Origin of the sequence: Achromobacter sp. MYb9, from assembly GCF_002975275.1 — a bacterium.
Taxonomy (GTDB): Bacteria; Pseudomonadota; Gammaproteobacteria; order Burkholderiales; family Burkholderiaceae_B; genus Achromobacter.
On the sequence record NZ_PCOQ01000005.1, the window covers coordinates 80,757 to 101,468 of the forward strand.

16 protein-coding genes are annotated in these 20,712 nt (G+C 64.9%); 13 read left to right on the forward strand and 3 right to left on the reverse strand.

All coding sequences use genetic code 11. From position 1 onward, the window contains the following. Nucleotides 1-104: 104 nt before the first annotated feature. From CQ050_RS10125 to CQ050_RS10135, 3 genes are read left to right on the forward strand one after another with little or no spacing between them, the layout of a single operon-like run. Nucleotides 105-1,595: an FGGY family carbohydrate kinase gene (locus CQ050_RS10125; RefSeq protein WP_105556696.1), complete on the forward strand. Its 1,491-nt coding sequence runs from the start codon at nt 105-107 to the stop codon at nt 1,593-1,595. Then, nucleotides 1,592-3,310 (forward strand): glycerol-3-phosphate dehydrogenase/oxidase, encoded by a 1,719-nt coding sequence (locus tag CQ050_RS10130; protein ID WP_105556697.1) that lies wholly within the window; start codon nt 1,592-1,594, stop codon nt 3,308-3,310. Before CQ050_RS10125 ends, CQ050_RS10130 begins: the two co-directional genes overlap by 4 nt. Next, entirely contained in the window at nt 3,307-4,062 is a 756-nt protein-coding gene (locus CQ050_RS10135; protein ID WP_105556698.1) for a GntR family transcriptional regulator, read from the forward strand. Before CQ050_RS10130 ends, CQ050_RS10135 begins: the two co-directional genes overlap by 4 nt. 12 nt (nt 4,063-4,074) lie before the next feature. Here the strand turns inward: CQ050_RS10135 and CQ050_RS10140 are convergent, their stop codons facing one another. Beyond that, on the reverse strand, nt 4,075-4,650 hold the full coding sequence (locus CQ050_RS10140; RefSeq protein ID WP_105556699.1) for a hypothetical protein: 576 nt from the start codon (nt 4,648-4,650) through the stop codon (nt 4,075-4,077). A gap of 328 nt (nt 4,651-4,978) precedes the next feature. Here CQ050_RS10140 and CQ050_RS10145 point away from each other — a divergent pair, with 328 nt between their 5' ends. From CQ050_RS10145 to CQ050_RS10155, 3 genes are read left to right on the forward strand one after another with little or no spacing between them, the layout of a single operon-like run. After that, nucleotides 4,979-5,692 (forward strand): gluconate 2-dehydrogenase subunit 3 family protein, encoded by a 714-nt coding sequence (locus CQ050_RS10145; protein WP_105556700.1) that lies wholly within the window; start codon nt 4,979-4,981, stop codon nt 5,690-5,692. Nucleotides 5,693-5,694: 2 nt separating this feature from the next. Next, on the forward strand, nt 5,695-7,470 hold the full coding sequence (locus tag CQ050_RS10150) for a GMC family oxidoreductase (protein ID WP_105556701.1): 1,776 nt from the start codon (nt 5,695-5,697) through the stop codon (nt 7,468-7,470). Nucleotides 7,471-7,481: 11 nt separating this feature from the next. Next, nucleotides 7,482-8,795, forward strand: coding sequence for a cytochrome c (locus CQ050_RS10155; protein ID WP_105556702.1), 1,314 nt, complete (start codon nt 7,482-7,484; stop codon nt 8,793-8,795). Between the two features lie 124 nt (nt 8,796-8,919). Here CQ050_RS10155 and CQ050_RS10160 read toward each other — a convergent pair whose 3' ends face one another. Continuing rightward, the gene (locus tag CQ050_RS10160; RefSeq protein ID WP_105556703.1) at nt 8,920-9,807 is read right to left on the reverse strand and encodes a LysR family transcriptional regulator; all 888 of its coding nucleotides are present in this window, start codon (nt 9,805-9,807) and stop codon (nt 8,920-8,922) included. 138 nt (nt 9,808-9,945) lie between these two features. On the opposite strand from CQ050_RS10160, the gene CQ050_RS10165 reads away from it, so the two are divergent. From CQ050_RS10165 to CQ050_RS10175, 3 genes are all read left to right on the forward strand, one after another. Beyond that, complete coding sequence (locus CQ050_RS10165) at nt 9,946-11,136, forward strand: MFS transporter (protein ID WP_105556704.1); 1,191 nt, start codon at nt 9,946-9,948, stop codon at nt 11,134-11,136. Nucleotides 11,137-11,234: 98 nt separating this feature from the next. Then, the gene (locus tag CQ050_RS10170) at nt 11,235-12,893 is read left to right on the forward strand and encodes a VRR-NUC domain-containing protein (protein WP_105556705.1); all 1,659 of its coding nucleotides are present in this window, start codon (nt 11,235-11,237) and stop codon (nt 12,891-12,893) included. Further along, nucleotides 12,890-15,160, forward strand: coding sequence for an ATP-dependent DNA helicase (locus tag CQ050_RS10175; RefSeq protein WP_105556706.1), 2,271 nt, complete (start codon nt 12,890-12,892; stop codon nt 15,158-15,160). Before CQ050_RS10170 ends, CQ050_RS10175 begins: the two co-directional genes overlap by 4 nt. 5 nt (nt 15,161-15,165) lie before the next feature. Here CQ050_RS10175 and CQ050_RS10180 read toward each other — a convergent pair whose 3' ends face one another. After that, on the reverse strand, nt 15,166-16,698 hold the full coding sequence (locus CQ050_RS10180; RefSeq protein WP_105556707.1) for an MFS transporter: 1,533 nt from the start codon (nt 16,696-16,698) through the stop codon (nt 15,166-15,168). A 148-nt stretch (nt 16,699-16,846) separates the two neighbouring features. On the opposite strand from CQ050_RS10180, the gene CQ050_RS10185 reads away from it, so the two are divergent. The 4 genes from CQ050_RS10185 to CQ050_RS10200 all read left to right on the forward strand — a co-directional run bounded on the left by CQ050_RS10185 (nt 16,847) and on the right by CQ050_RS10200 (nt 20,580). Next, nucleotides 16,847-17,731, forward strand: a complete 885-nt coding sequence (locus tag CQ050_RS10185) for a LysR family transcriptional regulator (RefSeq protein ID WP_105556708.1) — start codon at nt 16,847-16,849, stop codon at nt 17,729-17,731. Nucleotides 17,732-17,807: 76 nt separating this feature from the next. Then, the gene (locus CQ050_RS10190) at nt 17,808-18,401 is read left to right on the forward strand and encodes a TetR/AcrR family transcriptional regulator (RefSeq protein WP_105556892.1); all 594 of its coding nucleotides are present in this window, start codon (nt 17,808-17,810) and stop codon (nt 18,399-18,401) included. Further along, the gene (locus CQ050_RS10195) at nt 18,392-18,901 is read left to right on the forward strand and encodes a PaaI family thioesterase (RefSeq protein ID WP_105556709.1); all 510 of its coding nucleotides are present in this window, start codon (nt 18,392-18,394) and stop codon (nt 18,899-18,901) included. Before CQ050_RS10190 ends, CQ050_RS10195 begins: the two co-directional genes overlap by 10 nt. A 197-nt stretch (nt 18,902-19,098) precedes the next feature. Further along, nucleotides 19,099-20,580 (forward strand): amidase, encoded by a 1,482-nt coding sequence (locus CQ050_RS10200; RefSeq protein WP_105556710.1) that lies wholly within the window; start codon nt 19,099-19,101, stop codon nt 20,578-20,580. Nucleotides 20,581-20,712 lie beyond the last annotated feature (132 nt).

Below are 20,712 nucleotides of genomic sequence, written 5' to 3' on the forward strand. Positions count from 1 at the left end.
CTCGTTGTTATGACATCGATTGAACTATATGGCAGCGGAATTATTTCTTTTACTAGGGGAAACACTGCTATCCTGCGGAAAATATCTGTAGACAATGTCATAACATGAAAGCAGACATCTTCCTGGGTATCGACATGGGGTCCACGGGCTTGAAGGCAGTTGCCTTCGAAGCCGGGACGGGAGCCACGCTGGCTGCGTCGGGTAGCGCAATGCCTTACCGGCATCTACCTGGCGGAGGCTGCGAGCTGCGGGCGGACGCCATCGACGCCGCGTTGATGCAGGCCTTGCGTGGCGTAGCCGAACAGCTGGGGCCGCGCGCGGCCCAGTTGCGCGCGCTGTGCTGCACCGGGCATGGGGCGGGGCTGTACGCGCTGGACGAGCGGGGCGGGCTGCTGGCCGAGCGTGCCGTGGCTTCCACCGATCAGCGGGCGGCGGGCCGCGCGCGACGGCTGGCGCAGCAGTATGGGGACGCCTTGTATCAAGAGGTGGGCTGCCGGCCATGGGCGGGTCAGCCGAGCCTGGTCGCGGCGGAACTGTTCGGCGCGGAAGGTGGCGGGCAGCAGGTGATACGCCGCCTGTTGTTCGCCAAGGACTATCTGGGGTTTTTGCTTAGCGGAGAGATCGCGACCGACGCCAGCGATGCCAGCACCGCTGGCCTGCTGAGCCTGGAAGCCGGGACGTGGTCGGGGTTGGCGTTCGAGGCGGCCGGTTTGGCGGCATTGATGCCCGGAGCGTTACCGCCGATCGTGCCCACGGGAACGGTGATCGGGCACCTGTTGCCCGCGCGCGCGGCGGCCTGCGGATTGCCCGCCGGCCTGCCCATCGCCATGGGGGCGATCGATCTGCTGGCTTCGCTGTCTGCCGTGGGCGCCGTGAAAAGCGGCCATGCCGTTGCCGTGTTCGGGACCTGGTGCGTGAACGCGGTGGTGGCGCCCGAGCACGAGCCCAAGCCGGAAGTCGGCGCGATCGTGCGCTACGGCCCGGCGGCGTCGCGGCTCTATCTTGAGAACAGCCCGTCATCCATGGCGAATGTGGCGTGGCTGGCGCGCACGCTGCAGTTCGACGACGCGGCCGCCGCGGTGGATGGCGCGATGTCGGTGCCGTTGGGCGCCGAGGGCCTGCGCTTCCTGCCGTTCATCAACGGGGGCGGCGTGGCGGCCGGCGCCGCGGCGGGGTTCATTGGGCTGAAAGGGCATCACGGCCGCGCGCACATGGCCCGGGCGGTGATCGACGGGGTGGCGGCATTGCATGCCTGGCACCTGAAGCGTCTGGCTGCGCGTGGCCTGGGCGTGCCGGGGCGGGTGGCCGCCTTGGGCGGCGGCGCGCGTGATCCGCGGCTGGTGCGATTGCTGGCGGACTTCATGGGGCATCCGGTGGAGCGTTGCGGCGATGATGAGACCGGGGCGCGTGGGGCGGCTGGTTATGCCGCGATGTCGCAAGGGGCTTGCGCGGATGAGGTCTTGCCGGTGCGGTGCGTGGCAGAAGCGCCTGACGCCGCGACCTTGCAGGCCCATGCGGCGTTCTATTCGGAATTTGAAATGCTGATCGGCAATATGGCGCCGGTGTTCGGGCAAATGGCGGGGCGCGCGCCATGACGACGGACGCCTTGCCCTATGTGCGCCCATCGGCGTTGGCGGGCCGCCATTTTTCAACGGTGATTGTTGGCGCCGGCATCAACGGCGTGGGCGTGTTCCGCGATTTGTCCTTGCAGGGCGTGGACTGCCTGATCGTCGACAAGGGCGACTTCGCGGCGGGCGCCAGCAGCGCGCCGTCGCGGATGATCCATGGCGGTCTGCGCTACCTGGAAAGCGGCGCATTCGCACTGGTGGCCGAAGCCACCCGCGAACGCAATCTGCTGCTGCGCAATGCGCCGCATCTGGTGCGTCCGCTGGAAACCGTCGTGCCGTTGTCCAGCCGGTTCGGCGGTTTGCTGGGCAGCATGTTGCGTTTTGCGGGGTTCACGGCGTCGCCCGGTGCGCGCGGCGTATTCGTGGTGGCGCTGGGCCTGCGCCTGTATGACCGGTTGGGGCGGCGCCAGCGAGTGATGCCCGAACATCGCATCGCCCGGGCGTCGGCCGCGGACGGCGCCTTGTTTCGGGATACGGTTGGCTGGACGGCCACCTATTTCGACGCCTGGATCAGCCATCCTGAATGGTTGATCATGGAACTGATGGCCGACGCGCATGCGGACCAACCCGCCTCGTTGGCCGCCAATTATTGCAATGTGACCGCTTGTCGCGGCAAGACGTTGAGCCTGCGCGATGAGATCACCGGCGAGACCGCCGAGGTCACCGCCGACACCGTGGTCAATGCCACGGGTGCCTGGCTGGACCGGTCGGCGGGCGTGCTTGAAGGGGCAGGCTCCCGCGTCATGGGCACGAAGGGGTCGCACCTGATCCTGGACCATCCCGCGCTACGCGCGGCGCTGGATGGGCGCATGGTGTATTTCGAGGCGTCGGACGGCCGCGTCTGCATTGTTTATCCCTTCATGGACCGCGTGCTGGTCGGTTCCACCGACATTCCGGTCGACGATCCTGACCAGGCGGCGACCGAACCCGCCGAGATCGATTACCTGCTGGAAGTGTTGGGCGAGGTCTTTCCGCGGTTGCGTTTTGCGCGGGGGGACGTGGTCTACACTTACGTCGGCGTGCGCCCGCTGGCGTACTCCGATGCCGACAAGCCTGGCCAGATATCGCGCGATCACGCCGTGGTGGTGGACCCGCCGAACGCGGTGCGTGATGTGCCGCTGGTGTGTCTGGTGGGCGGTAAATGGACCACGTTCCGTTCGCTGGCGGAAATGGCCGCGAACCAGGTACTGACGCAACTGGGCCGGCCGCGCCTGCGCCTGACCGAGACGTTGGCCATCGGCGGCGGCGCGGACATGCCTGCGGACGGGAAAGCCAGGGAACAACGGGTCGATATGATCCAGCGCCGGTCCGGCTTGCCACGCGAGCGCATCGACGAACTGATGGGTCGCTACGGTTCGCGCGCGGGCGCGTTGGCGCGGTCCTTTGCCAGCGCGGGCGATGTTCCGCTGCGCCATGCGCCGGATTATTCCGAAGCCGAGATCCGCACGCTGTGCCAAGAGACCGGCGTGCAGCATCTGGCGGATCTGGTGATCCGCCGGACCCTGCTGGCGATACGCGGCCGGGTGACCGACGGCTTGCTGGCCGAACTGGCGGATCTGGCCGCGGCGGCGCTGGGGTGGACAGACACGCGCCGGCGCGACGAATGGCTGGCTTGCGCCGCTATCCTGCGCGACCGGCATTTTGTAGATATTGATTCGACTTCTAGCCTTATCACGACATGAGCAGCCCCATTCCGACCCAAGACGTATTGGACCGCAGCGCCGGCGCCCCGCTCTGGACACAGTTCCGCGATGTGGTGCGCAGCAAGATCCTCCTGGGCGAGCTTGCCGTGGGGGCCAAGCTGCCCACCGAGGCCGAATTCGGCGAACAGTACGGCATTTCCCGCATCGTCGTCAGGGAGGCGTTGGCGGACCTGGTGCGCAATGGCCTGATCTACAAGATCCGCGGGCAGGGCGCTTTCGTGTCGGCGCGCGAACGCGACGAAGATTTCGTGTCGACGGTGCTGGGCTTTTCGGACGAAATGGCCCGCAAGGGCCGTACGGTCCGCACCCAAGTGCTGGTGCAGGAGCTGCGCGCGCCCACCGCGCAGGAAGCCTCGGCGTTGGCGCTGGCGGATACCGACATGGTGGTGGGGCTTAAGCGGCTGCGCAGTGTGGATGGCGAATTGCAGTTGCTGGTGGAAACCGCCGTGCCGGCGGATCTGGCGCCCGGCCTGCACCGCACGCGCCTGGAGAACCGTTCGCTGTATGACGTGCTGCGCCGGCAATACGGATTGCGCATCGTGCGCGCCGAGCGTTGGATCGACGCCGTGGCGCCTGACGCGCCAACGTGCGAACTATTGGGCATGGCCAGCGCGGAACCGCTGTTGCGCATTGAGTCCATTGCCTACGGATCGAATGGACGGCCGCTGGAATACTACCGGGCGTTGCACCGGTGCAAGTCCAGCCGGCTGCACGTCCAGACGACGACCTAGGCCCGGCCTGGATCAGAATACATTCAGCGCTCGCGCCACCCATAATGCCAGTCCGATGGCGATGCCGATCAGCAGCGTGCGTCGCAATCCCCCACCCGGGCGTACCGCGCCTGGCGATACGGACGGGTCGGCGGCGGCCATGCGCACGGCATCGTCCGCGGGGGCGGAGGGCACCGCGCCCGAGGCTTCCCGGTCCGGGTTGTCGGTTTCTATCGTGAATGCCGGCTTGCCTGAGGCGTCGGGCAGATCCTTGACGTCGATGCCGGCGTTTTTCAGCATATCCCACAGGCCGCTCAGGTCGTTGCCGCTGCGCAGCGCGTCGATGCGTTCGCGATCGGCGCGCGGGACCTCGTCCAGGCTGTCGTACTTGCGGCCGTTCACCGTGACGGCACCGTCCTTGATCTGGACTTTGAAGACTTCGCCGTTTTCAAGACCCGAGTAATTCCATTCCTGGCTGACGCTGACGCCGTCCATCCTGCTGTCCAGCAGGTCTTCGATGTGGACGCGCTGCTCGGGCGTGAGATCCGTGGTGGTGCTCCAGCTGCGCGTGGTTGTCGAACTGCGCCAAGTCTTCGTCTTGTCGTTCATGGGGAGGGATCCGTTGCTGTTCCTGCCGCGAAATATACAGAATCCGTTAATCCGCTTGTCAGGAAAGTCCGATTTTTCGGACTTCTTACATTGTCCTTAATGCAAAAGATATTTTCATGTCAAGAAAATTGAACTGATATGGTCTTTGGAGCAGATCAGATGCGCGAAAAGGCGCATAATGCCGGCACCTTCTCTTACGTCCCTTTTCAAGAGCAGGTCCAATTTTCTGTAAGCAAAGAGCGTGTTGTCACTAGCTCGGCAGTTCGTGTTTCCAGGTTTCATGTTCGGTAGCGCGCTAGGACAACTTGGAGTATTCACGGAGATGTCTATGACGGAAGATGCAAAGCCGCGCCGGCGGTTTCTGCAAGCGCTGGCCATTGTGCCGGCGTCGACGTTGGCGGTAGGCGGCTTGACCACGGCCTGTACCAGCGGCGATGACGGCAAAACCGCCCAGGCGGCCAAGCCCTACGCACCCACCTATTTCACCCAGCCCGAATGGACCTTCATCGTGGCGGCCGTGGATCATCTGATCCCCGCCGACGATTACGGTCCGGGCGCCATTGCCGCTGGCGTGCCCGAGTTCATCGACCGCCAGATGGAAACGCCTTTCGGCCACGGCAAGCTCTGGTACATGGAGGGCCCGTTCCATACGGATCAGGTGCCGGAACTGGGTTACCAGCTGAACCAGAATCCCCGCCAGGTCTACCGCCACGGCATCGAGGCCTGCAACGCCTGGTGCGTGAAGACGCATGGCAAGGTATACGCCGAGCTGGACAAGGCGCTGCAGGAACAGATCCTGAAGGATCTCCAGGGCGGCAAGATCCGGTTTGATACCGTGCCCGCCACGACGTTCTTCAGCTTCCTCCTGTCCAACACCAAGGAAGGGTTCTTTGCCGATCCGATCTACGGCGGCAACAAGAACATGGTGGGTTGGAAGATGGTGGGCTTTCCCGGCGCGCGCGCCGACTATATGGACTGGGTCGACCAGCCCAATGTGAAGTACCCCTATGGCCCCGTGTCGATCTCTGGGGAGAAGGGTTAATCATGGCGATCAAAAAAGACAAAGTGGATGCAGTGCTGGTCGGGTTTGGCTGGACCGGCGCGATTCTGGGCCAGGAGCTGACCGAAGCCGGCCTGCATGTGTTGGCGCTGGAACGCGGCGGCATGCAGGACACGCCGAAGGACGCCGAGTACCCCAAGGTGGTCGACGAGCTGGCGTACTCCGTGCGCGGCAAGCTGTTTCAGGACCTGTCCAAGGAAACCGTGACGATCCGCCATGGCGTGGACGACGTGGCCGTGCCGTACCGCCAGAATGGCTCGTTCCTGCTGGGCACGGGCGTGGGCGGGGCGGGTTTCCATTGGAACGGCATGCACTACCGCGTGTTGCCGGAAGAGCTGGAACTGCGCACGCGCTATGAAACGCGCTACGGCAAGAAATTCATCCCGGAAGGCATGACCATCCAGGATTTCGGCGTGACCTACGACGAACTGGAACCGTATTTCTCGAAGTTCGAGTACGTGTGCGGTACGTCCGGCAAGGCGGGCAACCTGAACGGCAAGATCGTCGAAGGCGGCAACCCGCTGGAAGGCAAACGCAGCAAGGAATTCCCGTTGCCCGCGCTGCCCAACACCTATGGCGCGCAGCTGTTCGAGAAGGCCGCGCGCGAGGTCGGCTTCAATCCGTATCCCGCGCCTGCCGCGAATGCGTCCGGCCCGTACACCAACCCTTATGGCGTGCGTCTGGGACCCTGCAATTTCTGCGGTTTCTGCGAAAACTACGGGTGCTACATGTACTCGAAGGCGTCGCCGCAGACGACCATCCTGCCGGTGTTGCTGAAGAAGCCGAACTTCGAGCTGCGCACGCACTCGCAGGTGATCAAGGTCAACCTGGATTCCACCGGCAAGAAGGCGGTGGGCGTGACGTACATCGACGCCGAGGGGCGCGAGATCGATCAACCGGCCGACCTGGTGATCTTGTCCGCGTATCAGATGCACAACGTGCGCCTGCTGCTGCTGTCGGGCATCGGCAAGCCGTACGACCCGAAGACCAATGAAGGCGTGGTTGGCAAGAACTACGCGTACCAGATGAACGGCGCGGTGAACGTGCTGTTGCCCAAGGGCACCCAGTTGAACCCCTTCGTGGGCACCGGCGCGGGCGGCGTGGGCATGGACGACTTGAACGGCGACCAGTTCGACCACGGCCCGCTGGGCTTCGTGGGCGGCGCCAGCATCCGTCACGTGCGCTACGGCGGCCGCCCGATCAAGCAGACGCCGACGACGCCGGGCACGCCCACCTGGGGCTCCGCGTGGAAGGCCGGCGTGCAGGACGCGTACCAGCGCTTCATGACCATCGGCATTTCCGGTTCGGTGATGTCGTACCGCGACGCGTATCTGTCGCTGGATCCGACGTACAAGGACGCCTATGGCCAGCCGCTGCTGCGCATGACGTTCGACTGGCACGACAATGAATTCGACATGCTGGGCTACATGGGCAAGCGCATGGAGACCGTGGCGAAGGCCATGAACCCCGAGAAGCACTTCGTGGCGGTGCGCAAGAAGGGCGCGCGCTATGACACGCGGGTTTATCAGAGCACCCACAACACGGGCGGCGCGATCATGGGCTCGAACCCCAAGGAAAGCGTGGTCAACAAGTATCTGCAAAGCTGGGATGTGCCGAACGTGTTCGTGATGGGCGCCTGCGTGTTCCCGCAGAACATGGGCTACAACCCGACCGGGCTGGTGGGCGCCTTGGCCTTTTGGGCCGCGCAGGCGATTCGCGACCAGTATCTGAAGAACCCCGGCCCGCTGGTCCAGGCTTAAGGAGACGCACAATGTTGAAGCAAACCATTGTTGCGGCCTTCTCGGCCCTGGTGGCCAGCGCCGCGTTCGCCGCCGACGGCACGCCGGCCGCGGCCGATGCGCAGATGATCAAGCAGGGCGAATACCTGTCGCGCGCGGGCGACTGCATCGCCTGCCATACGGCCAGGGGCGGCAAGCCCTTCGCCGGCGGATTGGGCATCGAATCCCCGCTGGGCACCATCTATTCGACCAACATCACGCCCGACAAAGAGACGGGCATTGGCAATTACACGTACGAAGACTTCGACCTGGCCGTGCGCCACGGCAAGGCGCGCGACGGCCATTCGCTGTATCCGGCCATGCCGTACACGGCGTATGCCAAGGTCACGCCTGATGACGTGAAGGCGCTATATGCCTACTTCATGCATGGCGTGGAACCCGTCAAGCAGGAAAACAAGGACACGGATATTTCGTGGCCCATGTCGATGCGCTGGCCCTTGACCGTGTGGCGCTGGATGTTCGCGCCGGACGTCGTCAGCGGCCCGGCGGCCAGCGACTTGAAGGGCGCCGACCGCGAAGCGCTGTTGCGTGGCCAGTACCTGGTCGAAGGCCTGGGCCATTGCAGCACCTGCCATACGCCGCGTGGCTTTGCCTTGCAGGAAAAAGCGCTGAGCGACACGGACGGCTCGGCCTTCCTGTCGGGCGGCGTGGTCGAAGGCTGGCTGGCCAAGAACCTGCGCGGTGACGTCGCCGATGGGCTGGGCAGCTGGACGAAGGAAGACATCGCCGTGTTCCTGAAGTCGGGCCGCAACGGTCATTCGGCGGCGTTCGGCGGCATGGCGCAAGTGGTCGAGGACAGCACGCAACACCTGTCCGATGCCGACTTGAACGCGATTGCGGTGTACCTGAAGAGCTTGCCGCCGGTCAATAAGGACGCGACCAAGCCGCTGGCCTATGACGAGTCCGTGGCGCAAGCGCTACGCACCGGCCGCGACAAGAGCGATGGCGCAATGGCGTTCCTGAACAACTGCGCCGCCTGCCACCGCAGCACTGGCAAGGGTTACACGGAAACGTTCCCGCAGTTGGCGTTGAGCTCGACGGTAAACTCCGCCGATCCTGCCTCGCTGATCCACATCGTGTTGAAGGGGGCGCAGATGCCGGGCACGACGGCGGCGCCGACCGCCTACGCGATGCCGGGCTTCGACTGGCGCATGACCGACAAGGAAGTCGCGGATGTGGTGACTTTCGTGCGGTCCAGCTGGGGCAACAAGGGCGCGGCGGTCAGCGCGTCGGATGTCGCCAAGGTGCGCAAGGACGTGGGGGCGGCCGCGCAGCCCGCGCGATAACGCGCCCGGCGGTTCCACCTGACGGCGGCGCCGGAAAGCCCAGGCTTTCCGGCGCCGCTTTTTTATTTGACCGTCGGCCCGTGTCGGACGGGAAGCGCGCCTTCATATCGGGCAATTTCCGCAGTCAAAGCGGAAATAAATTCTGCACGATGAAGTCCACGAACACCCTGATTTTGGGCGACAGATGTCGGCTGGAGGGCCACAGGATTCGGAACGTGGTGCGGTCTTGGTTGTAGTCGTCCAGCACAGTGATCAGTTTGCCTTCGTCCATTTGACGACGCACGGCGATGTCAGGGACACAGGCAATACCGAGACCTTGTTCGGCAAAGCAGATTTGCGGGTCCAGAGAATTCGTCACCATGCTCGCTGAGAGATCCAGGGCAAGGGGCTGTCCGTCCATGCTCAAAGGCCATACATCCGTTTTGCCGGTGGTGGGATACCGGTACAGCAGGCAGGCGTGGCCGGCCAAGTCTTCAGGGTGCTGGGGGAGTCCGGCCCGCTGGAAATAGTCGGGAGTTCCGACGATGACCCTTCGGTAGGTGCCGAGTACCCGCGCCATCAATCGGGAATCGCCGGGTTCCCCAGTACGGATCACAGCGTCGAAACCCTCTTCGATCACTTCCACCAACCGATCCGAGCAGTCGATGTCCAGCGCGACGTCGGGATAGCGCCGTTGGAAGGCCGCCAGCTTGGGCATGAACAACGTGCCGACCGAGGGCAGGCTGATGCGCAGCTTGCCCTGAGGGGCGCTTTGCGTTTGCAGGAGTTCGGCTTCGGCCGACTCGACCTCGCAAAGGATACGGCGGCAGCGCTCCAGAAACAGGGCACCTTCCGGCGTCAGGCTGATGGTACGCGTAGAACGGTGGAACAGACGAACCCCCAAGCGTTCTTCCAGCCGCGCGATCGCTTTGCTGACTGCCGATGCAGAGATCCCCAACTGTTGCCCGACCGCCGTAAAGCTGCGGGACTCGCCCGCGCGTACGAAGACATCAAGAGAACCAAGACTTTCCATTTGAGCCCATCAATTGATGACATATGTGTCACATATATTTTTCACTGTAGCCTATTTTTCTTTTGTTCGTCTCCCGGCACCATGGATCTCAATGCTCGGCAAAGAGCCCGAACGACTTCCATTTGAGGAATTGTGTTTATGAATCAGACCACCGCATCTGCTCTGCACAAGAGCACCGAGCGATTGCCCTTAGGTGCACTGCTTGCCTTGGCAATGGCAGCCTTCATCACGCTGCTGACCGAGATCATGCCGGCTGGATTGCTTTCTTCTATTGCGCAAGGCTTGAACGTCTCTGAAAGCCTCGCGGGTCAGTTCATTACGGCTTACGCGGCGGGCGCACTGGTCGCAGCCATCCCGGTGACCAGCCTCACACAAGGCATGCGGCGGCGTCCATTGCTATTGACTGCAATCTTCGGTTTTGCGGCGGTCAACCTCGTCACCGCGCTTTCCGACAGCTATGGTGTCTCACTGGCGGCACGCTTTTTCGCCGGCGTGTTCGGCGGCATCGTCTGGTCGCTGCTGGCCGGCTATGCGATGCGCATGTCGCCGTCGCATCTCAGTGGTCGGGCAATTGCGATATCTGGCGCCGGTGCGACCATCGCTTTGGTGCTGGGTGTACCGCTTGGAGCGTTGCTTGGCCGCGCCATCGGCTGGCAAGGCGCGTTTGGTCTGATGAGTGCCCTGGCACTCCTGCTCATCGTGTGGATCGTTGCCATCGTCCCCGACTTCCCTGGTCAGACCAAGGCGCAACGCCAAACGCTCTCCAGTGTGTTTTTGAAAACCGGCATTCGCGCCGTGCTGTTCGTTGTTTTTACGTTCGTTGTCGCCCACAACATTCTCTACATCTATATCGAGCCGCTTCTCGAACCTGCTGGCTTGTCCGCGAAGGTGGATGTCGTCCTGTTCGTCTTCGGGCTGGGTTCGATCATCGGCTTGTGGTTCGTCGGTGCAATGGTCGATCGGCGGCTGCAATTCCTTGCCGTGGCAAGCATCATGATTTTCGCCGGTGCGTCCCTGTTGCTAGGCCTTTGGGGCGATCTTTCGCAGATGGTCTATCCGTCTGTGGCGGTCTGGGGGCTCGCTGTCGGCGGCTTTGCCACGATCACTCAAACAGCCTTGTCTCGCTTTGCCGGCAAGTCGGTTGACGTGGCGCAATCCATGTACACCACGGGCTGGAACACCGCGGTGGCCAGCGGCGGCGTTGTTGGCGGAATTCTGCTTGATCGGTCAGGCGTGGCGTCCTTTGCATGGATCGTTATCGGAATTCTCGCGGTCTCGTTGTTGGGCATCGTCTTCGCCATGAACAGGGCCTTGACGGCCAAGAACTGAGATTGCTTGCCGGTCCATCCGGGGAGTGCGCAGGCAGGCGCTGGCCGCGGCCGCCTGCTATGATTACTGGATAAAACCCCAGTTATCCGGCCCAGCCGATGTTTCCCCCGCACCGTTACTACTACCTGCACAATTTCCAGCGCGCGCTTGCGTGGGTCTGCGACCGCTACGCCGACCTGCTGGATGCGGACGAACGCCGTTTCCTGGATGACTTCCAGGCCTTGCCGCAGGCGTCCCAGGCACTGATGGTGCGCATGCTGATGCGGCGCGGACCGTGGTTCCGCGCCAGCCGGCTCGTCTACGAAGAAATCGCCAGCACGTCGGATGCCGCCGCGCCGTTGCGAGCGCTGGGCTGGCTGGACGCCGATGCGCCGATGACGCTTGACGAACTATTCAGCCTGCATACCAAGCCCGAGCTTTGCCGCATGTTCGCCAGTGAGCCGGTCAAGCCTGGGGCGCGCAAGGCAGAACTGCTGGAAGCCGTGCGTGCCCGGCTGGGGGGGCCGCACCCGGATGCGGGCCGCAATTATGCCGCCTGGAATCCCGACGCCGGGGAAGCGGTGTGGCGCGTGATGGTGGGCGGGCTTTGCGAACGCTTCCGCCTGATGTTCTTCGGCAATCTGCACCAGGATTGGTCGGAATTCGTGCTGGCCGACCTGGGCGTGTTCCAGTACGAGACCGTGCCGTTCGAGGCGTCGTCGCGGGCGTTCCAGACGCGTGCCGACGTGGATGGCTATCTGGCCTTGCATGCCTGCCGCGCGGCGCTGGACGAAGGCGCCGAGCTTGATGCCCTGTTGCAAGCAGTGGACGGGTGCGCCAGCCAGAACCCCTGGCTGGAAAAGCGCCGCGCCAAGGTGCTGCTGCGCATCGGGCAGGCGTGCGAGCGGGCCCAGGACTGGCCGGCGGCGCAACGCGTCTATGAACGCTGCGCGTATCCGGGCGCGCGGCATCGCCGGATCCGCGTCCATGAACGCATGGCGCGGTTCGACGAGGCTTTGGCGCTGGCCTTGCAGGCGCAAGCTGCGCCGGAAAGCGAGGAAGAAAGCCAGCGCCTGGCGCGCATGTTGCCGCGCCTGTACCGAGGCGCCGGGCAGGGCGCGCCCGCGCGGGCGGCAGCGCCCGCGTTGCTACGCACGGATCTCGCACTGCCGCGACCGCCAGTGCCCACCGCGGTGGAATACGTCACCCGCGATCATCTGCATCAGGACGATGCGCCGGTGCACTATGTTGAGAACGCGTTGATTAATTCGCTATTCGGTCTGCTGTGTTGGCCGGCGGTTTTCGCGCCGTTGCCGGGGGCGTTCTTTCATCCCTTCCAGCGTGGCCCCGCCGACCTGGACGCGCCAGATTTCCACGAGCGCCGCAAGGCCCTGTTTACGGACTGCCTGGCGCAGCTGGATACCTCGGCCTATCGCGATGTGATCCTGCGGCGCTATGCGGAAAAATCGGGCGTGCAGTCGCCGTTCGTGTTCTGGGGCGCGTTGTCGGACACGCTATTGGCGCAAGCGCTGGATTGCCTGCCCGCCGCGCATCTGAAGTTGTACTTCACCCGGCTCTTGCGGGACGTCAAGACCAACCGGTCCGGGTTGCCGGACCTGATCCGTTTCTGGCCGGCAGAGCGCCGCTATGAACTGATCGAGGTCAAAGGACCCGGCGACAAATTGCAAGACAACCAGATCCGCTGGTTGCAGTATTGCGTGTCGCACGGGATGCCGGTGCGTGTCTGCCATGTCAGTTGGCGCGAGGAGGGGGCATGAGCTACGCCGTGGCGGTGCGCGCGCTGTGCGAATTCACGGCGCGGGCGGGCGATCTTGACCTGCGCTTCACGCCGGCGCCGACCGGGCTGGAAGGGATGGCGGGCCATGCGGTGGTGACGGGCCGGCGCGGCCCCGATTACGAGACCGAAGTGGCGCTGTCCGGCCAGCATGCCGACCTGCTGGTGCGCGGGCGGGCCGACGGCTACGACCCGGTGGCCAATCAGCTGGAAGAGGTCAAGACGTACCGGGGGCAACTGGAGAGCGTGCGCGACAACCACCGTGTGGTGCACTGGGCGCAGGCGCGCGTCTACGGCCATCTGCTGTGCCAGTCGCGCGGGCTGGCGCAGGTGCGCGTGGCCTTGGTGTATTTCAATGTGGTCACCGAAGAAGAGACCGTGCTGGTGGAAACGCACGACGCGCCGGCGCTGGCTGCCTTTTTCCGGGAACAATGCGAACGCTTTCTGAGCTGGGCCAAGACCGAGCTTGCGCATCGCCAGTCACGCGATGCGGCGCTGGAAAAGCTGGCATTCCCGCATGGCGCGTTCCGCGCCGGGCAGCGCGACCTGGCCGTGGCCGTATACCGCACGGCGCGCGACGGCCGCTGCCTGATGGCCCAAGCGCCAACCGGTATCGGCAAGACGCTGGGCACGATCTTTCCACTGCTCAAGGCCAGTCCGGGAACCGGCCTGGACAAGATATTCTTCCTGGCGGCCAAAGGGTCGGGACGCGGATTGGCGATCGACGCGCTGGATACCGTCAATGCGCAGCCTGCGGCGCCCGGGCTGCGGGTGCTGGACCTGCAGGCGCGCGACAAGACCTGCGAGCATCCAGACCTGGCGTGCCACGGAGATTCCTGCCCCTTGGCGCAAGGCTTTTACGACCGCCTGCCGCAAGCGCGCGAGGCGGCGCTGCAGCATTTCCGGCTGGATGCGCCCACCGTGCGCGCCACGGCCCGCGCGCATCAGGTATGCCCGTATTACCTGTCGCAGGAGCTGATCCGCTGGAGCGACGTGGTGGTGGGCGACTACAACTACTACTACGACGCCACGGCGATGTTGTACGCCATGACGCAGGCCTATCAGTGGAAGGTGGCGGTGCTGGTGGACGAGGCCCACAACCTGGTGGATCGGGCGCGCCGCATGTACACGGGAGAACTAGACCAGGCGTCATTGTCCGCGGCGCGTTACGCCGCGCCCAAGGCGCTGAAGAAGTCGCTGGATGGTTTGCAGCGTTCATGGAACGCGCTGAACAAGAAGCAGGCCGACCGGTATCAGGCCTATGACATGGTGGCGCCAGGCGTGCTGGCCGCCGTGCAGAAGGCGGTAGGCGCGATCATGGAGTACATGGCCGAGTCGCCGTTGCCGCAGGACGATCCGGTATTGGCGTTCTACTTCGAAGCGCTGCAGTTCATGCGCCTGGCCGAACAGTTCGGTTCGCATGCGCTGTTTGACGTGACGCTGTCCGACGTGGGCGTCGCCAGCGCCAAGACACGGCCGTCCACCTTATGCGTGCGCAACGTGATTCCGGCACCGTACCTGGCGGCGCGCTATGCGGCGGCGCACGCGACCGTGCTGTTTTCGGGCACGTTAAGTCCGCAGCAGTTCTACCGCGACACGCTGGGGCTGCCGAAAGACACGCCATGGATCGACGTGGCGGCACCGTTTCAGGCCGAGCAATTGGCGGTGCGGGTCGTGGGCAACGTCTCCACGCGTTATCGGGACCGCGAACGGTCGCTGGCGCCCATCGTCGACCTGATCGCCACGCAGTACGCCGACCGGCCCGGCAACTATCTGGGGTTTTTAAGCAGTTTCGACTATTTGCGCCAGGTGTCCGACCTGATGCGCGAACGTCATCCGTCGGTGCCGATCTGGTTGCAGACGCCGGGCATGGACGAACCCAGCCGTGCGGCGTTCCTGGCCCGGTTCACCGAAACCGGGCAGGGCGTGGGCTTCGCGGTGCTGGGCGGCGCGTTTTCAGAAGGGGTGGACCTGCCGGGCAAGCGGTTGATCGGCGCTTTCATTGCCACGCTGGGGTTGCCGCAAGTGAACGCCGTGAACGAAAACATGAAGCGGGCCATGGACTTGCGTTATGGCGAAGAGAACGGCTACGACTACACCTACCTGTATCCGGGCATGCAGAAGGTGGTGCAGGCCGCCGGTCGGGTGATCCGCACCGAGCATGATGTGGGAACGGTTCACCTGATCGACGACCGCTATCGCCGGGCCAAAGTGCGGGGCTTGCTGCCCCGTTGGTGGCGCGTGGACTGATCCGGCTATTGCGCCACTGGCACGCTGTCGTGATGGGCTGCCGGACGTCGCCGGCCCAGCAGCGCATAGACGGCCAGCGCGGTCAGCACCGCGATGCCAGCCAAGGCGTGCAGCACATGGCGGAACGCGTCGTTGTAGCTTTGCTGCAGCAGCGCGGTGGCGCCGGGCAACAAGGCTGCGGCCTCGTGCAGTTGGCCTAGCGCCGCGCGGTTCGCGGCCATCAGGATGGCCTTGCCGTCCATCGCGGCAGGCAGCGCGGCCGTCAAGGGCATCTGGATCAGCAAGGCCAGCAGCGCGCTCACGACGGCGATGGCGATGCCGTCCGCCGACACGCGCACCGTGTTGAAGATGCCGGTAGCCATGCCGACGTTGCGCGGCGCCACCACGCTGACAGCCATTGCATCCATCAAGCCCCATGGCACACCGATGCCGACGCCGATCAGACCCATCGGTAGCCATAGGCCGGTGGCGCCCGTGGCCATGACGTCGGCCAGCCAGACCAGACCGGCCGCTACCGCCAGCAAGCCGGCCGCGGACAGGACGCCGGGGTTGAACCAGCGCGTCAGCAATGCGGCCAGGAACGGCACGATGAGAAGGGGCGCGGCCAGGCCGATCATCAGTTGGCCGGCGGCAAGCGCGCTATAGCCGTCGATGCCGATGAAACGCCCTGGCAGCATGGCGATCAGTACGATGAACAGGAATGCCGGCGACGCGGCCAGCACTTGCACGCCCACGAAACGCGCGTCGCGGAACAGGCTCAGGTCCAGCATTGGCCGGGCGGCGCGGCGCTCCACGCGCACGAAGACCATGGACAGCACGGCGGACGCCAGCAGGGCGCCAATGACATGCGCGTCGGCCCACCCGGCTTCGGGCGCTAGCAGGATGCCGTAGGTGAACAGGCCCAGCGCGCCGGTGAAGCTGATGGCGCCGGGCCAGTCCAGCCTGCCTTGGGCGACGCCTGCCGTCGGCCGCACGCTGACGGCCACCATGACGGCGCCCAGCACGCCCACGCCGCCGGTCGCCAGGAATACCCATTCCCAGCTGGCTGCCTGCACCATCCATCCGGCTATCAGCGGCCCGAACGACAGTCCGATGCCGAACGTGGTGCCCAGCAAACTGAAGGCGCGAGTGCGCGCCACGCCATGGAACAGCGGGGCCAGCGACGACATCGCGGCGGCGAACGCGGCCGCGCCGCCCATGCCCTGCATCAGACGCAGGAAGTCGATCGCGCCCGTGGTGGGCATATAGGGAATGGCGAAGGTGGCGGCGCAGAACCAGGCCAGACCCCACAACCAGATCCGGCGGGGGCCGTAGAGGTCGGTCAGGCTACCGGACACCATGATGACGCTGCCGTAGGCAAGGATATAGCCGTTGAGGATCCAGTTCAGTTCCACCGGCGTACCCCCTAGCGCCTGGCTGATCGAGGGCAGGACCACGGCGGGGCCGGTGAAGCACAACGGAATGAGCAGGGCCGTGAGGCAGGCGGACAGCAGTTGCAGCCAGCGATGGCTGTGGGCAGGAGGTTGGGATAGCGGCATGGGCGTGGGGTTGAAACAAGGGCGCCGCGTGGCGGAATTGCGGGAGCGGCGACAGGATGACCGCAAGCTTAGGGGGCCACTGATAAAAGAAAAATAGGCTAGGATTCTGAATATTCTGGACATAACTGTCCGCAATTGGGGGAACGGAATGGACAGCCTTGGAGGCATCGGGGTTTTTGTGCTGGTGGCGGACACGCGCAGCTTTTCCGAGGCGGGCCGCGTGCTGGGCGTGTCGCCGTCAGCGGTGGGCAAAAGCGTGGCGCGCATGGAAGAGCGCCTGAAGGTGCGGCTGTTTCATCGCAGCACGCGCCATATCGCGCTGACGCCCGAGGGCGAGAAATTCCTGGAGCGTTGCCGCCGCATCCTGTGCGAGGTTGAAGCGGCCGAGCTGGAATTGTCCGAAGCGGCCGACGCACCTCGCGGCAAGCTGCGGGTCAGCCTGCCGCGCTATAGCGGGCTGTTTGAATCCACCATCGCCAGCTTCATGCGCCAGTATCCCGACGTGGAGCTGGACCTGGAGTTCACCGACCGGATGGTGGACGTGATCGGTGAAGGCTACGACGCCGTGGTGCGCTCCGGCGACATGGACGATTCCAGCCTGAAGCGCCGCCGGCTGGGGCCATTCCGGCGCGTGCTGGCCGCGTCACCCGACTACCTGCGCCAGCATGGCACGCCCAAACGCGCGAGCGACCTGCAACGCCACGCTTGTTTGCACTACCGATATCCGGCTACGGGCCGGCTGGAGAAATGGCCGCTGAAGCTGGGGCCCGAGGCGCAATCGCCTGATTTGCCGCTGACCCTCGTCTGCAACAGCGTTGAAATGCGGATATCGCTGGCGGTAGGCGGGCAGGGCATCGTCTGCCTGCCGGACTTCACGATCCGCCGGGAACTGGCCTCTGGCCAATTGCAGATCGTGATGGAAGACCGCACGCGCGGCAAGGGCACGATGTGGGCGTTGTGGCCCGCCAGCCGCCATGCGTCGCCGAAGCTGCGGGTGTTCATCGACCATCTGGCGCAGGGTCTTTTTCCCTGAATCCGTGTCGGCCGGGCTTGTAGCATGATGCTCGTCATATTAATATGACGAGCATCATTTAATGCCGGGGCCGGCCATGCGCTACGACAACGGACACAAGCGGGAAACGCGGATTCGCATTCTGAAAACGGCCGCTGACGCGGTGCGTGCCGAGGGTCCCGAACGGATCGGCGTGGCGGCGGTGATGCGCCAGGCCGGCATGACGCACGGCGGCTTCTACGCGCATTTTGATTCCAAGGATGCCCTGGTCGAAGCCTCTATCGCGCACATGTTCGACGAGGCCCAGGCGCGTGCCGAAAAACACCTGGACGGGCGCACGCCGGCCGAAGGGCTTGCCGCTTACGTGGACACCTACTTGTCGCCCGCCCATTGCGAGGCGCGGGCGCTCGGCTGTCCGCTGGTTGCGTTGGCATCCGATCTGCCCCGCCAGTCGGAAGCTTGCCGCCACGCTTACGCCACCGGGATGCGCCGCCTGGTGCAAGCCCTGGCGCGCCGGTTGGCCGCAGGCGGCTACCCCGATCCGGAACCGCTGGCCCGTTCGGTATTGTCCGAACTGGTGGGCACGGTTTCCCTGGCCCGTTGCGAGACCGATGCGCAACAGGCGAATGCCATGCTGGCGGATGCCCGCCGGCTCTTGAAGGCCCGGCTGGGCCTGGAGCAATGCCAATGACTTCCCCCTCGACCCCGCATCGCGAACCCAGTCTGGTCGACGAGACCGGCGCGGGCCTGGATGGCCTGGCGCAACTGCGCGCCTTGCTGGCTTCCGGCCGCAAGCCCGGCATCATGGTGACGCTGGACTTCGACTTCGTGGAAGTGGAAACGGGCCGCGCCGTGTTTGCGGGCACGCCCGGGCCTCAGGCGTACAACCCGATCGGCACGGTGCACGGCGGGTACGCGGCCACGCTGCTGGATTCGGCTTGCGGCTGCGCCGCGCACTCGCAGCTGACGGCCGACCAGGCCTACACCACGCTGGAGCTGAAAGTGGCCTATCACAAGGCCATTACGCGCCATAGCGGGCTGCTGCGCGCGGAAGGCCGGGTGTTGTCGATGGGCCAGCGCGTGGCCTACGCCGAAGCCAAATTGACGGACACGCAGGGCCGCTTGCTGGCCTCCGCCACGTCCACGTTGCTGGTGTTCGCGCGGCCGGCTGCTGCCGTTGCCGCAGGGTGAATAAAGCGCCGCCAGGATCATGGCGGTGGCGATAGAACGGGTTTGATCGGGCAGCGGACAGCGGGCGGTAGACAGCAGGCAACAGGCAGCGGGCCGAGGGCCTGGGCAGGCAGGCGCATTTCTTGCGGTTTGCGTAGTATGTCGGGTGCGCCGGGCGGTTTGCCCTGGGCGCCCAAAACGACCTACCAGGAGACCGCATGCCCCCCGCCACGCCGGCCGCGCCCGCCAGCCTGAATCCCATCGTCGCCATGCCGGCGCACGCGTTGTCGGATGCGATCCGGCGGCGCGAGGTGTCCTGCGTCGAGGTCATGCGCGCCTATCTGGCGCATATCGACCACGTCAATCCCAAGATCAACGCCATCGTCGCCCGCCGGGACCCGGACGCCTTGCTGCGCGAGGCCGCTGAACGCGACGCCCAACTGGATGCGGGTCAATGGCTGGGCTGGATGCACGGCATGCCGCAGGCGCCCAAAGACCTGACGGCCGTACGCGGCATGGTCACGTCGATGGGGTCGTTGGTCTATAAGGATCTGGTCACGCCGCACGACTCCATCATGGTCGAGCGGATGCGGGCATCGGGCGCGCTTTTCATTGGCCGCAGCAACGTGCCGGAGTTCGGGTTGGGTTCGCATACCTACAACCAGGTCTACGGCACCACCGGCAATCCCTATGATCCCTCGAAGACGGCCGGCGGCAGCAGCGGCGGCGCGGCCGCCGCCCTGGCTGCCCGCATGCTGCCCGTGGCCGACGGCAGCGACTTCGGTGGATCGCTGCGCAACCCCGCTGCCTTCTGCAATGTTTACGGCATGCGCCCGTCGGCGGGGCGCGTGCCCTTTGGCCCGTCGCCCGAAGTGTTCTTGAAGCAGCTGTCGTACGAGGGACCGATGGGCAGAACGCCGCGCGACGTGGCGTTGCTGTTGTCGGTGATGGCGGGGTACGACAAGCGTTCTCCGCTGTCGTTGCGCGACGACCCGGCGCAGTTTGCCGCCCCGCTGGACGCCGACATGCGCGGCAAGCGCATCGGTTGGCTGGGCGACTGGAACGGTTATCTGGCGATGGAGCCGGGCATTCTTGACCTGTGCGCCCAGGGCCTGGGCACGCTGGGTTCCGCGGGTTGTGACGTGGTCGACTACCAGGTGCCGTTTGCCGGCGACCGGTTGTGGCGCATCTGGCTGGCGCACCGGCACCTGATGGTGGGCGGCCAATTCCATGCACTGGTCGAGAACCCCGAGACCCGCAAGCTGCTGAAGCCGGCGCTGATCTGGGAAGTCGAGGGGCTGGAAGGCATGACGGCGCGGCAGGTCTACCAGGCAACGGAAGAACGCAGCGCCTGGTATCAGACGGTCCTGCGCATGTTCGACGAGGTGGATTTCATGGCCGTGCCGTCGGCGCAGGTCTTTCCGTTCGACGCGTCGCTGGATTGGCCCAAGCAGATCGCCGGGCGCCCCATGGACACCTATCACCGCTGGATGGAGACCGTGACGCCCTGGACGCTGGCGGGTTGCCCGGTGATCAGCGTGCCGGTGGGCTTCAATGCGCAAGGTTTGCCGATGGGCATGCAATTGGTGGGGCCGCCGCAGGCGGATTTGGACGTGCTGCGCCTGGCGCATGCCTATGAGCAGGCCAGCGACTGGGTACGCGCGCGGCAGCCCGAAACGCTGTGGCGCGGCGCCGCTTGATAGGCCGGCGCGGTACGCACTGTCACCATAAAACACAAGGCCTTGTAAGCGGACTTTGCATTTTTCCGACGAACAGGCCTTTCCGCCGGGTTTCCCTTGCATTTTCATGGCTGCCAGGCCAAGCCTTTGCAA

Coding starts and splice junctions, on each gene's coding strand:
- CQ050_RS10125 (WP_105556696.1), top strand. CDS start 105: ATGAAAGCAGACATCTTCCTGGGTATCGACATGGGGTCCACGGGCTTG.
- CQ050_RS10130 (WP_105556697.1), top strand. CDS start 1,592: ATGACGACGGACGCCTTGCCCTATGTGCGCCCATCGGCGTTGGCGGGC.
- CQ050_RS10135 (WP_105556698.1), top strand. CDS start 3,307: ATGAGCAGCCCCATTCCGACCCAAGACGTATTGGACCGCAGCGCCGGC.
- CQ050_RS10140 (WP_105556699.1), bottom strand. CDS start 4,650: ATGAACGACAAGACGAAGACTTGGCGCAGTTCGACAACCACGCGCAGC.
- CQ050_RS10145 (WP_105556700.1), top strand. CDS start 4,979: ATGACGGAAGATGCAAAGCCGCGCCGGCGGTTTCTGCAAGCGCTGGCC.
- CQ050_RS10150 (WP_105556701.1), top strand. CDS start 5,695: ATGGCGATCAAAAAAGACAAAGTGGATGCAGTGCTGGTCGGGTTTGGC.
- CQ050_RS10155 (WP_105556702.1), top strand. CDS start 7,482: ATGTTGAAGCAAACCATTGTTGCGGCCTTCTCGGCCCTGGTGGCCAGC.
- CQ050_RS10160 (WP_105556703.1), bottom strand. CDS start 9,807: ATGGAAAGTCTTGGTTCTCTTGATGTCTTCGTACGCGCGGGCGAGTCC.
- CQ050_RS10165 (WP_105556704.1), top strand. CDS start 9,946: ATGAATCAGACCACCGCATCTGCTCTGCACAAGAGCACCGAGCGATTG.
- CQ050_RS10170 (WP_105556705.1), top strand. CDS start 11,235: ATGTTTCCCCCGCACCGTTACTACTACCTGCACAATTTCCAGCGCGCG.
- CQ050_RS10175 (WP_105556706.1), top strand. CDS start 12,890: ATGAGCTACGCCGTGGCGGTGCGCGCGCTGTGCGAATTCACGGCGCGG.
- CQ050_RS10180 (WP_105556707.1), bottom strand. CDS start 16,698: ATGCCGCTATCCCAACCTCCTGCCCACAGCCATCGCTGGCTGCAACTG.
- CQ050_RS10185 (WP_105556708.1), top strand. CDS start 16,847: ATGGACAGCCTTGGAGGCATCGGGGTTTTTGTGCTGGTGGCGGACACG.
- CQ050_RS10190 (WP_105556892.1), top strand. CDS start 17,808: ATGCGCTACGACAACGGACACAAGCGGGAAACGCGGATTCGCATTCTG.
- CQ050_RS10195 (WP_105556709.1), top strand. CDS start 18,392: ATGCCAATGACTTCCCCCTCGACCCCGCATCGCGAACCCAGTCTGGTC.
- CQ050_RS10200 (WP_105556710.1), top strand. CDS start 19,099: ATGCCCCCCGCCACGCCGGCCGCGCCCGCCAGCCTGAATCCCATCGTC.